Origin of the sequence: Paenibacillus sp. 1781tsa1, assembly GCF_024159265.1 — a bacterium.
GTDB lineage: Bacteria > Bacillota > Bacilli > Paenibacillales > Paenibacillaceae > Paenibacillus.
The window spans coordinates 1,491,861-1,505,580 of sequence record NZ_JAMYWY010000001.1; the positions used below are offsets into that span (position 1 = coordinate 1,491,861).

The following is a 13,720-nucleotide window of genomic DNA, read 5'->3' on the forward strand; positions in this document are numbered from 1 at the left end:
TGCCTGGATGGAAAATCCGACGGTGTATATGCTGCCTAAGATGATTGAGAACAATAAATTCAATGAGCTGTTATCCGATTCCATTGAGAACAAGGGATGGGAAGTAAAACAGTTTACCAAAAAAGATCTAATCAAACTGAGAAAAAATGATGTGCTGCATTTTCATTGGCCCAGCTTCTATTACAGAGGTTCATCCATGCTGTCAACCGTGATCAAATCCATTCTATATGTATTGATGATTTGTTTTGCACGTTTGCGTGGGGCCAAATTGTTCTGGACGGTGCACAACATCTGGCCTCACAACAGTGGTAAGACGCGCTTCGATTATTGGATGAGAAAAATACTGGTCCGAAACTGCTCCAAGCTGATTGTCATGGGCAAACCCCTGATCTCTGAGATCTGTTCAACGTTCGGGATTGATTCCAGCCGGATCGAGGTTATTCCGCATGGACATTACAAGGGAGTGTATCAAGGAAAAGGTGTGAATATCCGCTCCCGGTTTGGCATACCGGAGGATAGTTATGTGTATGCGTTCTTTGGTCAGGTGTCACCGTACAAGGGCGTGGATGATTTGTTGGAGGCATTCAAGGAGCTGGATTCGGATCAGGCCCATTTGTTGATTGCCGGTAAAAAAGTGAAGGACTACGATCTCGGTGAAGAATTTCTCGAGAGCGGACATATTCATACCCATTTTCATTTTATTGAAGATGATGAATATTCGGACTATTTTGATGCGGTCGATTCCATCATTCTACCATACAAGCAAATTGCAACTTCGGGTAGTGCGATTCTGGCATTGACCTTCTGTAAACCGGTCGTGGCACCACGGATTGGCTTATTGGAAGAATACCTGCCCGACGATTGTGCGGTACTCTATGAACCTTCCGATCCGGATGGATTGCTTAAAGCGATGAATATGATCCGTTTAAAACAATCGGAGTTTCAGGAAGGCAGTGGTTTTGTCAAAGCGTTAGAGCGGCTGGATTGGCCAGTGATTGCCCAAAGGACACTTACCCTGTACTCCAGTTAGTACAGATGAAAGGGTGGACCTAATTGAAAAATATGGGGATGAAATGATGAAGGTAACCGTCGCGATCTGTACGTATAACCGTGCACATGATGCGGTAGAGGCTATACGAAGTGCAATACAACAGAATTACGCAAGCAGCGACTATGAGATCATACTCATTGATAATAATTCGAAAGACAACACACGGGAAATCGTGCTTCAAACAATCTTGCAGCATGAGAACCATTCGATCCGGTATGTGTTGGAAGAAAAGCAAGGTTTGTCTGTAGCCCGTAACCGGGCCATTCACGAGGCGCGCGGCGAGTATATCCTGTTTCTTGACGATGATGCCTATGCTTGCAGGGATTGGATTCGCCAGATCGTTAGTGTGTTTGAGATGAGTGAAACTATCGGGTGTGTCGGTGGCAAGATTGATCCGATCTGGGAAGTGCCAGAACCGATGTGGATTCCACCTGAAAACAGGTCACTGTTCACCATTCTGGATTTTGCAGATGAAGTCACTGAAATGAAAAGCCCCTATATTCCATTTGGTGCGAATGTGGCTTTTCGTTTATCCGTCTTTGATCAACTGGCTCCCTTCCGTGAAGACCTTGGAAGAGTGGGGAACAATCTCCTCTCCAGTGAAGAGAGTGAGTTGATTGCAAGAATACGGACAAAGTTCAAGGTATATTACACGCCGTACGGCGCGGTACAACATAAAGTAGCCAAAGAGCGAACGACAAAGAACTGGTTTCTGCGCCGAATCTATTGGCAGGGTGTGAGTGATGCCATTCGTGATCAAGATCGTGGTGTTGTGCGTACGGCCAAACATGGCATCAAGCTTGCACAGGGGATCACAACCTCTCTGATCTACATTTATAATGCAGATCGGTTCACACGTCAGCTTGCCAAAGTATGTTACCGAAACGGCATGATTGTTGGGTCGCTTCGTCAAAACAGTAAGGGATGAGGATCGCTATGGCGCAAGTTGCACTTCGCAAAGTATTCAGAGGAAACGGCTTAATGAGTGCCATATTTCAGACAAGCGGAACCAACCTGCTGGTCATGACACTGACGATGCTGTCTTCCATTTTGACGTCACGCATGTTCGGCGTAGAAGGAAAGGGAGCATTCTCGGCCATTCTGTTCTGGCCTGCGCTCTTAACCGGATTGGTCGGATTTGGACTACCCACTTCTATCATTTATAACATCAAACAGAGCGCAACCGAGAAGAGTGCGCAGTATGTTCGATTAAGCTTTCTTTTTCAAGTTCCAGTGTGCATCATCATTGGTATTGTGGCCTGGTTTGGATTACCTTTCTGGCTCTCCAGCTTTCCGCCGGAGGTTGTGCAGATATCCAGATGGTATACGATTGCTACGGTTCCTGTACTTATTGTCATCAATCTCATATCAGCCCTCTCGCAGAGTCGGGAGAAATTTGCTGTATATAATGGCATCCGGTTAATGATCCCCCTGTTTAATGTAGGTGGGCTTTTTGTGTTATGGGGCCTGGGCATGCTGAGCATTCAGCTCGCGGCTGCCATCTATTTTGTAACCAGCTTCTCCGTGGTGACGTGGGCCATCTATGCCAACCGTAATGAATTGAGACTGAGATGGTTCAAGGATCGGGTGGACCGGAGTTCAGCCAAGAAGCTTTTTGGTTATGGCAGCAAGGTGTATGGCGTTGAATTGTTAGGAACGCTGTATACCCAGTTCGATAAAATCATTATTTTGGCTTTGCTCACCCCGCGTGATTTTGGGCTGTATTCTGTCGTATTTGCCTTATCCCGAATCTATAATGCCGTTCAGACGGCGATTAGCAATGTTGTTTTTCCGAAAGTGACCGGATTGCCTCAAGAGCAGATTATTCGCACGGTTGGCAGGGCCTTCCGCATCTCGCTCATAGTCATGATGATCATTGTAATCCCTACCATGTTTGTGGGGAACTACCTGATGGGTCTTCTGTTTGGCTCCGAATTCCTGGAAGCGAGCGTCGCATTTTATATTTTGGCTGTGGAATGCATCATTGGTGGTGGTTCATGGATTCTGGCATCCGCATTTAATGCACTTGGTCGACCAGGGCTTGTGATGATCAGACAGCTCATTGCACTCTCGGTGACGGTGGCCTTGTTCTTCGTGTTCACTCCGCTATGGGGGCTCAACGGAATTGCGATTGCTTTATTGATCGGCTCCATTGTACGAATGGTAGTTACTGTGGCCGCGATGAAGATTGTTTTTAAGGTGAAGTTTGCGGGCATGTTCTATGACAAGGAAGATCTACCGTTTCTCTATGAACGGTTAAACAAAAAAAGAAGAAGAGTCACCCAAGGAGGAGATGGAGATGCTGGGCACTAACAATATTCATCCAATGGAAGAGTTGAAGGGACAGTTACGTCAGATTTTGAAGGTCATTCCACCGCGTACCGAAATCTATTATTTGGATTACCCGGTGCATAGCAATGGTGGCGACTTGTTGATTATGAAAGGTACTGAGGCTTTCTTCCGGGACAATGATATTCATGTACGTGCCAGATACAGCATTCTGGATTGCCCTTTGTCTCTCAAGGTACCGGAAGGTATCACGATTGTGTTGCATGGGGGAGGTAACTTTGGTGATCTGTACCCTGCGCATCAGAAATTGAGAGAACGAATGATTGCCCAGCATCCGAATCATCGGATCGTCATTCTGCCTCAGACGATGTTTTACAAAAGTGATATTGAATTGAAAAAGACAGCCCAAGTATTCAATCGTCATAAGGATGTGCACTTTTTTGTCCGGGATACCTTATCTTATGAGATAGCCAGTAAAGAATTTCAACAAACAAATGTCTATCTGTCTCCGGATATGGCACATCAATTGTGGCCTTTGAAGTCCAAGAGCAAGCCCACTGCAGAGATGTTGTATTTCTTCCGTAAAGACATTGAGAAAACTCAGAATCAGGTGCATTACGAATCCGTCAGTGGACCTAAGGCCACGTTTAAAGACTGGGAGACATTGTACAACCGGGTTGACCGGAAGATCATTCGCATGATTACATCCCGGTTGAAGTCAGGGAAAGGTAGCTCTTTCGCCCGCTGGTTGTGGTACAAATACTCTGATCGGATGGTACATACGGCCATTAAGGAATTCAATAAATACCAAACCATTACGACATCCCGTCTGCATGGACATATTCTGGCCTGTCTCCTGGATCAACCGAACATCCTGCTGGATAATTCATATGGCAAGAACTCGAATTATTATGCAGCCTGGACCAAGAGTAACCCAGCAGGCAGACTCGAATCCAATCAGACCAGCACATATACCAAGCAAACCGAGACCGGCAAGGGAGCAAGTTCGGTTGTACTGTCGGATGGTGCAGCCCTATGAGAAGTATTCTGTTATCCGGTGGTTCTGGCAAACGTCTCTGGCCGTTATCCAATGATTCCAGATCCAAGCAGTTTCTTAAAGTGCTCCATGGGCCGGAGGGGAGTCCGGAATCCATGGTACAGCGGGTATGGCGACAGCTGAATCATGCCGGACTTGCATCACAGGCCCTGATCGCAACCAGTTTGCCGCAGGTAGAGATTCTGACTTCTCAGTTGGGAGATGATGTGAGACTGGTCGTGGAGCCCGAACGCAGAGATACGTTTCCTGCTATTGCGCTGGCGGCCTCCTATCTGTATTCCGTAGAGAGTGTGAGTTTGAATGAGACGATTGCAGTATTGCCGGTAGATCCTTTTGTTGAAAAAGAATTCTTCGAAGTGCTGGCAACCTTGCCGGAGATGCTCGATAAGTCAGGTGCCGATCTGGCCTTAATGGGAGTTGTGCCGACCTATCCGTCAGAGAAGTACGGATACATCATTCCGCAATCCCTATCTTCCAGTGAAAATAACAATGAATACGTGAATGTAGCGAAGTTCCAGGAGAAACCCTGCGAATCCGATGCGGTCCTTATGATGGAGCAGGCCGCATTATGGAATTGCGGGGTTTTTGCTTTTAAGCTGGGTTATTTGATCAATCTGCTGATTGAGATGGAACTACCGATCCAGTATGACGAGATGCTGAAGCAATACGGAAGATTGAACAAGATCAGCTTTGATTACCAGGTTGTCGAGAAGGCGAATCAGATTATCGCCATTCCTTATAACGGATTTTGGAAAGATTTAGGCACATGGAACACACTCACGGAAGAAATGGGAACTTCGGTGGTAGGAAAAGGGTGGATTACAGGAGATTCCCTGAACACACACCTGGTCAATGAACTGAACATTCCGGTTGCTATATTGGGCTTGTCGGATGTGGTGGTGGCCGTAAGTCCGGATGGCATTCTGGTCAGTGACAAAGAGGCGAGTCCACGCATCAAGGAAATCTTGAAGAACGAGGATCAACGCCCCATGTATGAGGAGCGTAGGTGGGGTTGCTACCGGGTTCTGGATTATACAAGAAATGAAGCTGGCGGTGAGGTTCTCACCAAACGAATCTGCATCAGTGCCGGGAAAAACCTGAGTTATCAATACCATTTGCTCCGCAATGAGGTGTGGACGGTTGTATCGGGAACAGGGGAATTGATTCTGGATGGTCAGAGCCGAATGATCGGGCAGGGAGATACGGTGGTCATTGACCGGAGTATGCTTCATTCCGTCAGAGCCGTTACGGAACTGGAGATCATCGAAGTGCAGATCGGCAGCCAGCTGATCGAGGAAGATATCGTTAGAGTGTCTACCGAATGGCAGGACATTGTTCAGACATATGTGAAGCACGCGTAACCAACACATTAGGACATGGGGGAGATTATGGAATGAATATAACGGTGATTGGCACAGGGTATGTGGGTTTGGTATCGGGCGTATGTTTTTCGGAACTGGGAAATAGCGTGATCTGTGTCGACAATAATGTGGAAAAAGTAAATTTGTTGACGGATGGTCACGTCCCGATCTATGAACCGGGTCTCAAGGACATTATGAATGCCAATATGAAAGCGGGAAGGCTGTCCTTCACGACGAACATTCAGGATGCCATCAGTCGTTCGGATATTATTATCATCGCTGTAGGAACACCATCCCTGCCTAATGGCGAAGCGAATCTGAGTTATATTGAGCTTGTTGCACGAGAAATTGGTTCTCATATGGATAATTATAAAATAATAATGACTAAAAGCACTGTTCCTGTCGGAACTAACGATCGTATTCAGGAATGGATCAGCAGTTTGACGAATCATCCATTTGACATGGCATCGGTACCAGAGTTCCTACGGGAAGGTACCGCTGTGCAGGACACACTGTATCCTGACCGGATAGTCATTGGCACACATAGTGATCGGGCTGTTGCCACGTTGAAAGAGCTGCATCAGCCATTAACCGATCAGATTATTGTTACGGATATTCGCTCAGCCGAAATGATTAAATATGCATCCAACGCTTTTCTGGCAACCAAGATCTCTTTTATCAACGAAATCTCTAACATTTGCGAAAAAGTAGGAGCCGATGTTACCCGGGTTGCCGAAGGCATGGGCTATGACAGACGAATCGGTGCTTCCTTTCTCAAGGCAGGCATTGGTTACGGAGGTTCCTGTTTCCCTAAGGATACACAAGCTCTGATTCAAATTGCAGGTAATGTAGATTATGACTTCAAACTGCTGAAGTCCGTGGTGGAAGTGAACAAGGATCAACGCTTCAACGTCATTCGCAAACTGGAAGACGCGTTGGGCTCACTCGAAGGGAAGGAGATCGCGATCTGGGGGCTCGCCTTCAAGCCGGATACCGATGATGTTCGTGATGCTCCGGCGATTGAGATCATTCAGCGTTTGCTTGAGCAAGGAGCAGTGATTCGGGCGTATGACCCCATCGCTACCGAGAACTTCCGCAAAGAGGTGGATTCCCCATCCATTACGTGGGAGGATCGTGCCATGAACGCGGCGGAAGGCGCTGATGCACTCTGTGTTCTGACCGAATGGAAAGAGTTCGTGGAGGTTAATCTGACCGATTTGGCAGCGCATATGAATCAGCCCATTCTGATTGATGGAAGAAATATCTACGGAGAAGAACAGATTCAAGGCACATCCTTTCAATACTACTCCGTCGGTCGTCCAGGTCTAACCAATATCGATGGAAGAAAAACGGCAGTCATCTGACGGAGGCCATAACATGAGACGCGGGATCAAAATTATATTAGGGGCCATATCCCTTGTTGCAGTCGTCATGATTGGATATTCGGTGTATCTGTATCTGCATGTTAAATCTGCGGCGGATCAAATGTATGAACCCCGGGAACCCATCAAGCAGGTATCTATTGTTGACCAGCGGGGTGGGGGAGATTTCCCTGTGGACATGGAGAATGAAGAACCTTTTAATGCTTTGATCCTGGGTGTGGATGAACGTTCCAATGATCGGGGGCGCTCCGACACCATGATTGTATTAAGTGTTAATCCTGCGAAACAATCCGCACTTATGTTTAACATCCCCCGAGATACCAGAACGAATATTGTTGGTCACGGCACGGAGGATAAGATCAACCATGCCTATGCTTTTGGGGGCGTTAACATGTCTGTGCAAACGGTGGAACAATTACTTGACGTTCCCATACATTACTACATGAAAGTGAATATGGAGGGCTTTGCACAGGTCATCGACATGGTGGGTGGAGTGGATGTGAATAACCCGTTTGCATTTGACTATGAAGGTTATCGGTTCGAGCAAGGAAATATTCATCTGGATGGTGCAGCAGCTTTGGGATTTTCGCGAATGCGTTATGATGATCCGAAGGGGGATCTCGGGCGGAATGACCGTCAGCGGGAGATTATCAAACAAGTGCTGAAGAATACGGTTCAGGTATCCAACGTGTTGCAACTGGAGACGTTGCTGGATGAAGTAAGTGCTCACGTGAGAACTGACGTTACCTTTGATGAAATGAAGCAGATGTTCTCCAATTACCGCCCGGTGCTGAATCATATCGAGTCTGTTGAGATCAAAGGCACGGGCAAGAAAATAGACGGAGTGTATTACTATATCGTGGAACAGTCAGAGCGAGACAGGATACATCAGATGATTGAAGAACATTCAAAATGATCGGATAGGGCGGTGAACCAGATGCGTATCTCCAGGCTAATGAAATTGTCCCTGATTGTGCTACTAATGTATATGCTCATGATACCGGCAAGTACAAACGTTGTTCAATCAGCTCAAAACTATCAGTGGAAGAATATACCCATTGGTGGTGGGGGGTACGTTACAGGTGTGGTTATTCATCCGACTGAGCCTGATCTGGTTTACGCTCGAACTGACGTTGGAGGAGCCTATCGGTTGGATGCAGCCTCAGGAGATTGGGTCCCGCTACTGGATCATTTCGGAGATGAGGACAGCAATCTGTACGGTGTGGATGGGATTGCACTGGATCAGCAAAACCCTAATATCGTGTATATCGCTGCTGGGAAGTACGGCAATGTGGGGCCAAGCGATATTCTGAAATCTACAGACCGGGGAGAAACCTGGGTCCGAACCGGACTTAATCTTCGGAATGAATCGAATGGAAATATCCATCGAGCCATGGGAGAGAGTATCGCTGTGAATCCAACCAACTCCAATTACCTGCACGTTGGTACACGATATGATGGATTGTACACTTCCAGTGACGGTGCAGCCACGTGGAGCAAGGTGTGGGATGTACCGAACGGTTTGGCCGGTGAGGGTATACGGAGTGTAGCTTATGGACTAAATCCGGTGACGAAGCAAGGTCAGGTTGTGTATGCAGGCGTTCGCGGCATTGGTGTCTATAGTAAAGCACCAAGAAGTAATGGGCAGACCACATGGCAACTTACCGGAAGAAGCCCTGAATATCCTGCACGTATGACTGTGGCGAAGAACGGAACGTTATATGTTACCACGGATAATCAGGGCGTCTACAAGTTCAATGGTGTGCAGTGGACGAATATCACGCCAAGTTCCAGTTACTCTTCTTATTATGGGATCACGATTGATCCCAATAATGATAATCATATCCTAGCAGCCGTTCGAACCGGCGGAGATAATCTGCCACTGTATCGTTCCGTTAATGGCGGACAGAGTTGGACAACAGTGAGCAAAACGCTAGTATCCAAACCATCATGGTGGACACCCAACATGTTTTTCTCAGCGACATCCAGTATCAAGTTCGATCCACATCATCCGGGCACCGTATACGCTACAGACTGGTTTGGCGTGTATAAGACGGATAATATCAATGGTACCAATGGATTGACTGGCAATACTGCGAGTACTTGGGAAGCCATTACCGATGGTCATGAAGAGGTCGTTGCGCTTACTGCATCCACACCACCTCAAGGTGTTTCGTTCTTTAGCGGTTTAACGGATCAGGTCGGATTTAGACATGAAAATGTATCCAATGTTCCACTCAATAAAATTCCACTCTCAGGTATGCGAGAAATTGTAAGTATTGATTATCATGAAGCCAATCCGAATTACATGATATTCTTGGGAAGCAGTGACTGGTATGGTACGACCACACGTTTATTTGTCTCTTCCAATAACGGAGTTACCGTAACTCCAATGAATGTTCCAGCGGGTTCCATCCTGGGGAGGGTCGCTTACTCGGCCATTAATCCGAATGTAATTGTCTATTACCCTCAGACTGGTAATCCGGTCAGGAGCACGAATCGTGGCGCAACATGGCAAAATATGAATGGTGCCCCTTTTCAGGCCATTGGGGGGAATATGGTCTTCTCTTATAATCATCCACTAGCTGCCGATCGCATCAATGGATATAAATTTTATATGTATGCTGCCGGTTATCTATATCGCTCAACCGATGCAGGGGCCAACTGGTCCAAAGCGAATGCGGTCCGCCTTCCATATAACACGGATATCAATACGAGCTTCATTAAAGTTGAGGCCGCCCCAGGTGTGCCGAATGCCGTATGGGTAAGTCTGGGAACCGATGGACTATATGCATCGATGAACTCGGGAAATACATTTTCCAAAATCCAGGGCGTGCAGAATTCCAAATTATTTGCCTTTGGAAAAGCTAAGCCTGGTAATTTTGTTCCAGCTGTCTATGTATATGGCACCGTAAATAACGTGCATGGATTTTTTCGTTCAGATGATATGGGGGCAACCTGGAACAATATAGGTCCTTTAGGGGCTGGAATCGGATTAGGTAATGAACCGCAAATTATGGCGGCAGACCGTCAAATCTATGGTCAGGTATATGTAGGTACAAATGGCAGAGGTATGTATGTTGGATCAATAGAATAACGAGAGAGATATGAAAGTGGTGAAGATCAAAATGATGGAGGAGGGCTCCGGGCGCACGAGACAAAAGCATGTACGAAGAACGTACGGATTTCTCATTGCTCTGCTGTTGATTGTGATCTGGATTCTGATCATCTGGTCCATGTCAACGCAATCCTCTCAACAGCAAGACATTCAGCCTTGGCTTCATAAATGGTCTCAAAAATTGCACATCGGTTTTACGCTTCCCGATGTGCAATTCACTTATGGGGAGTATGAGTATTCGCTGAAGCAGAGGCCGTATGATTTTGCAGAGTTCGTCTTTCGCAAGAGTGCGCACTTATTTGTATATGCTGTGCTCGCCGTGCTTGTGTACGGCGGGCTGCGGTACAGAAGAACATCCCTTGTGACCAGTATCGTTTCTGCTCTGGCTGTGGTGTTTGTCATAGCCTCCATTGATGAGTATATTCAGCAGTTCAGCCCGGACCGGACAAGCTCAATACGTGATGTTGGAGTGGACTTGCTCGGCTGCTGCTATGGGATTGCCATATATGCAGGACTTCAGTCCATGATCCGAAGGATCAGAAAGGGAAAACGTAATTCCATTCACAGCAAGTGATTTCCCAGGAAATGCTGTGTAGACCCTGCTTCTACTTGTCTGCCATCCATCATAGATATGGATGGAGGACAAGGAGGGCGGAGACATGCTGCGAAGAAGGAACCGTAATGTTTTGCTCAAGAAGATCGGGTTCATTGCGATCATTGTAATATTGTTGTGGTTGATTGCCAGAACCATTCCGTATCTGTTTCAGACAGATACATCGGATGAAGCTGCTTCTGTTGCCGAAGAGTTTTACAAATATGAGCAGACGGGTGACTTCGGCAGTTCGTGGGAACTCTTTCATCCCTTGATGAAAGAGCGGTTTCCCAAGAGTGCTTACGTACAGAACAGAGCACATATATTTATGCAGCATTTTGGCGTGGAAACTTTTGAGTTGGAGATGGAAAAGCCGGAGCGCGAGTTCGATGTAACCGTGATCGATGGCGTTAAGCCATTTTCTGAAGCCTACAGAATCCGTGTCACCCAGAAGTACTCAGGTACCTTTGGCCAATTCGATATTGTGCAGATCTGTTATCTGGTAGAGGATGGCGATGAGTGGACATTACTGTGGTATTATCCAAATCAGAAGAATGAGGATACCTCCCATGTCGACAATAGTGACTAATCAGGCAACGTGGGATCGTTGTGAAAGAGAATGGAACTCCGACATGATGATATTAACCCATACTTTGCACCGAATTGTATCATTTACCTAACATGAAGCTCTGTAAATGCGAGACTTTTGTCGCATTTATGGAGCTTTTTTTGTGTTTTACTTGTTTTTATGGCTGTAAAGCCTTGACAATAGTCCCGGTGTCAAGTAAATTACGAGATAGATACAAAATGTATCAATTTTCAGCGTCTAACGACAAATAACAAGGACTTCTAAGCTCCTTGTGAGGGGAAGGAATATCATTGATCGAAACGGGCCGCTTTTACTGTGTCAGTTGTGGGATGATTGTGTCGGTCGCTAGAAGCTCTGTCGAAATGAAGGAAGAGGGCAATGGAGGCAATCACGTATTTCGCACCGGATTCTACCGGAGTGAAATGCCGCTTGGATGCTGTGAAGCGTGTGTAGTTGAAGCGAAACGTCAGGGGAAATCCCAGTTTGCGGGACAATATACTAAAGATTATGATACACTATGTGCATATGAGAAACGGGCATGAGGTATATGCTCGTCCATGAAGGAGGGGATTGAATGCAGCAGGAGCCGGTCGTCCGGATTCAGGGCGTCAGCAAAATTATATCCTCCCGATCATTGGTCAGCGACCTGACTCTGGATATTTCTCCGGGGCAGGTTTTTGGTTTTTTAGGACCTAATGGCGCGGGGAAAACAACGACGATCCGAATGATGGTTGGACTGATGTCCATCAGTAAGGGTGACATTTTGATCTCGGGACACAGTGTGAAGAATGAGTTTGAACAGGCGGTAGCGCAGGTAGGAGCCATTGTGGAAAATCCGGAGATGTACAAGTTTCTGACCGGGTATCAGAATCTCGTACACTTTGCCCGCATGTCACCTGGTGTCACCAAAGAACGAATTGCGGAAACGATTGAGCGTGTTGGGCTTACCGCCCGTATTCACGATAAAGTCAAAACCTACTCACTGGGTATGCGCCAGCGTCTGGGTGTCGCGCAAGCGATATTACATAAACCGAAGCTGCTTGTACTGGATGAGCCAACCAATGGACTGGACCCACAGGGCATACGGGAACTGAGGGACTATTTGCGTGAGCTCACCCAAGAGGAAGGCATTACGGTCTTCGTCTCCAGCCATTTGCTGTCGGAGATGGAACTGATGTGTGATACGGTGGCTATTATCCAGAACGGCAAGTTGATTGATGTAAGAAATCTTCGAGCTGAAACGGGTGCGGACGCATTAATTGAAGTTGCTTTTGAAGTGAATGATGCAGAACGCGCTGCGGACCTGATTCAAGGTGCTACTGTACAGGGCAATGTCCTGGTGGCGCGGGTGTCTCGTGAGCAGATTCCGGATATCAATGCCAAGCTGGTTAGCGAAGGGTTTCAGGTATACGGTATTCGTAACGTGACTCATACCCTTGAAGAACAATTCTTGCAAGTAACTGGGGGTGGAGGCATTGGGTAGTTTTGGTAATCTGATATTGAATGAAAATATGAAAATATTCCGTCGTCCACGTACCTGGATCATGTTATCCATTCTGGTGCTGATCTCGCTGTTAATGCCAGTGTTACTGCGAGAAGGAATGGGGTCCGCTGGTGTTCCATTCTGGGAAGCGGCTGTAACCACTGTGCAAATTGTATTCTTTCTGAATACGATCTTCTGTGTTGTAATTGCAGCGGAAGCGGTAGCTGGAGAATTTACTTGGGGAACAATCAAACTGCTGCTTATTCGTCCATGGTCACGAAGCAAAATTCTGGCTTCCAAATATCTCACCGTGATCATCTTCAGTATATTGAGTACTCTGGTTGTCATTGTAATGGCAACAGGAATGTCCTATTTGCTGTTCTCGCATGATGGTCCTTCGGGAAGTGGGAATGCACTAACGTTATGGGGATATTTGTACGTTGATCTCTTCATTACACTTGCAATTGCCTTTATGGTGTCCTCCGTATTTCGTTCAGGCGCACTTGCGATTGGATTATCCCTGTTCATTATGTTCTCACAAAGTATCTTCTCACTCATATTCAATCCGGTTCGTTATGAATGGGCCAAGTATGTTCTGTTCAACAACATGGATCTTAGCAAATACATGAACACCGGGGCGGATTTTGCGCTAATGGGTGGTCCGAGTGCAGGAATGACACTTGGTTTCTCCATTGCAGTCCTGGCGGTGTATTACGTTATTTTCATGGTGATTTCCTGGGTTGTATTCAGCAAAAGAGATGTGGCAGGCTAACGCCTGCTTCTTTTTTTTGCTCTATT

13 protein-coding genes are annotated in these 13,720 nt (G+C 46.6%); all 13 read left to right on the forward strand.

Features of this window, described 5'->3' with window-relative positions; all coding sequences use genetic code 11:
* The first annotated feature begins 7 nt into the window (after window positions 1-7).
* Window positions 8-1,030, forward strand: a complete 1,023-nt coding sequence (locus NKT06_RS06520; protein WP_253431561.1) for a glycosyltransferase — start codon at window positions 8-10, stop codon at window positions 1,028-1,030.
* 43 nt (window positions 1,031-1,073) lie between these two features.
* Window positions 1,074-1,979, forward strand: coding sequence for a glycosyltransferase (locus tag NKT06_RS06525; RefSeq protein ID WP_253431564.1), 906 nt, complete (start codon window positions 1,074-1,076; stop codon window positions 1,977-1,979).
* 8 nt (window positions 1,980-1,987) lie between these two features.
* Window positions 1,988-3,364: a lipopolysaccharide biosynthesis protein gene (locus NKT06_RS06530; RefSeq protein WP_253431567.1), complete on the forward strand. Its 1,377-nt coding sequence runs from the start codon at window positions 1,988-1,990 to the stop codon at window positions 3,362-3,364.
* Window positions 3,351-4,379 (forward strand): polysaccharide pyruvyl transferase family protein, encoded by a 1,029-nt coding sequence (locus tag NKT06_RS06535; protein WP_253431571.1) that lies wholly within the window; start codon window positions 3,351-3,353, stop codon window positions 4,377-4,379. The genes NKT06_RS06530 and NKT06_RS06535 overlap by 14 nt, the downstream gene beginning before the upstream one ends.
* Window positions 4,376-5,758: a sugar phosphate nucleotidyltransferase gene (locus NKT06_RS06540; RefSeq protein WP_253431574.1), complete on the forward strand. Its 1,383-nt coding sequence runs from the start codon at window positions 4,376-4,378 to the stop codon at window positions 5,756-5,758. The genes NKT06_RS06535 and NKT06_RS06540 overlap by 4 nt, the downstream gene beginning before the upstream one ends.
* A 32-nt stretch (window positions 5,759-5,790) precedes the next feature.
* Window positions 5,791-7,122, forward strand: a complete 1,332-nt coding sequence (locus NKT06_RS06545; protein ID WP_253431577.1) for a UDP-glucose dehydrogenase family protein — start codon at window positions 5,791-5,793, stop codon at window positions 7,120-7,122.
* Window positions 7,123-7,135: 13 nt separating this feature from the next.
* Window positions 7,136-8,056 carry an LCP family glycopolymer transferase gene (locus tag NKT06_RS06550; protein ID WP_253431580.1) on the forward strand — a complete coding sequence of 307 codons (921 nt, stop codon included), beginning with the start codon at window positions 7,136-7,138 and terminating at the stop codon, window positions 8,054-8,056.
* Between the two features lie 21 nt (window positions 8,057-8,077).
* Window positions 8,078-10,237 carry a hypothetical protein gene (locus NKT06_RS06555; protein ID WP_253431582.1) on the forward strand — a complete coding sequence of 720 codons (2,160 nt, stop codon included), beginning with the start codon at window positions 8,078-8,080 and terminating at the stop codon, window positions 10,235-10,237.
* Window positions 10,238-10,247: 10 nt separating this feature from the next.
* Entirely contained in the window at window positions 10,248-10,832 is a 585-nt protein-coding gene (locus NKT06_RS06560) for a VanZ family protein (protein ID WP_253431585.1), read from the forward strand.
* 85 nt (window positions 10,833-10,917) lie between these two features.
* Complete coding sequence (locus tag NKT06_RS06565) at window positions 10,918-11,439, forward strand: hypothetical protein (RefSeq protein ID WP_253431588.1); 522 nt, start codon at window positions 10,918-10,920, stop codon at window positions 11,437-11,439.
* 290 nt (window positions 11,440-11,729) lie between these two features.
* Entirely contained in the window at window positions 11,730-11,981 is a 252-nt protein-coding gene (locus NKT06_RS06570) for a hypothetical protein (protein ID WP_143023589.1), read from the forward strand.
* Window positions 11,982-12,013: 32 nt separating this feature from the next.
* Window positions 12,014-12,922: an ABC transporter ATP-binding protein gene (locus tag NKT06_RS06575; protein WP_253431590.1), complete on the forward strand. Its 909-nt coding sequence runs from the start codon at window positions 12,014-12,016 to the stop codon at window positions 12,920-12,922.
* The gene (locus NKT06_RS06580; protein ID WP_253431592.1) at window positions 12,915-13,694 is read left to right on the forward strand and encodes an ABC transporter permease; all 780 of its coding nucleotides are present in this window, start codon (window positions 12,915-12,917) and stop codon (window positions 13,692-13,694) included. Before NKT06_RS06575 ends, NKT06_RS06580 begins: the two co-directional genes overlap by 8 nt.
* Window positions 13,695-13,720 lie beyond the last annotated feature (26 nt).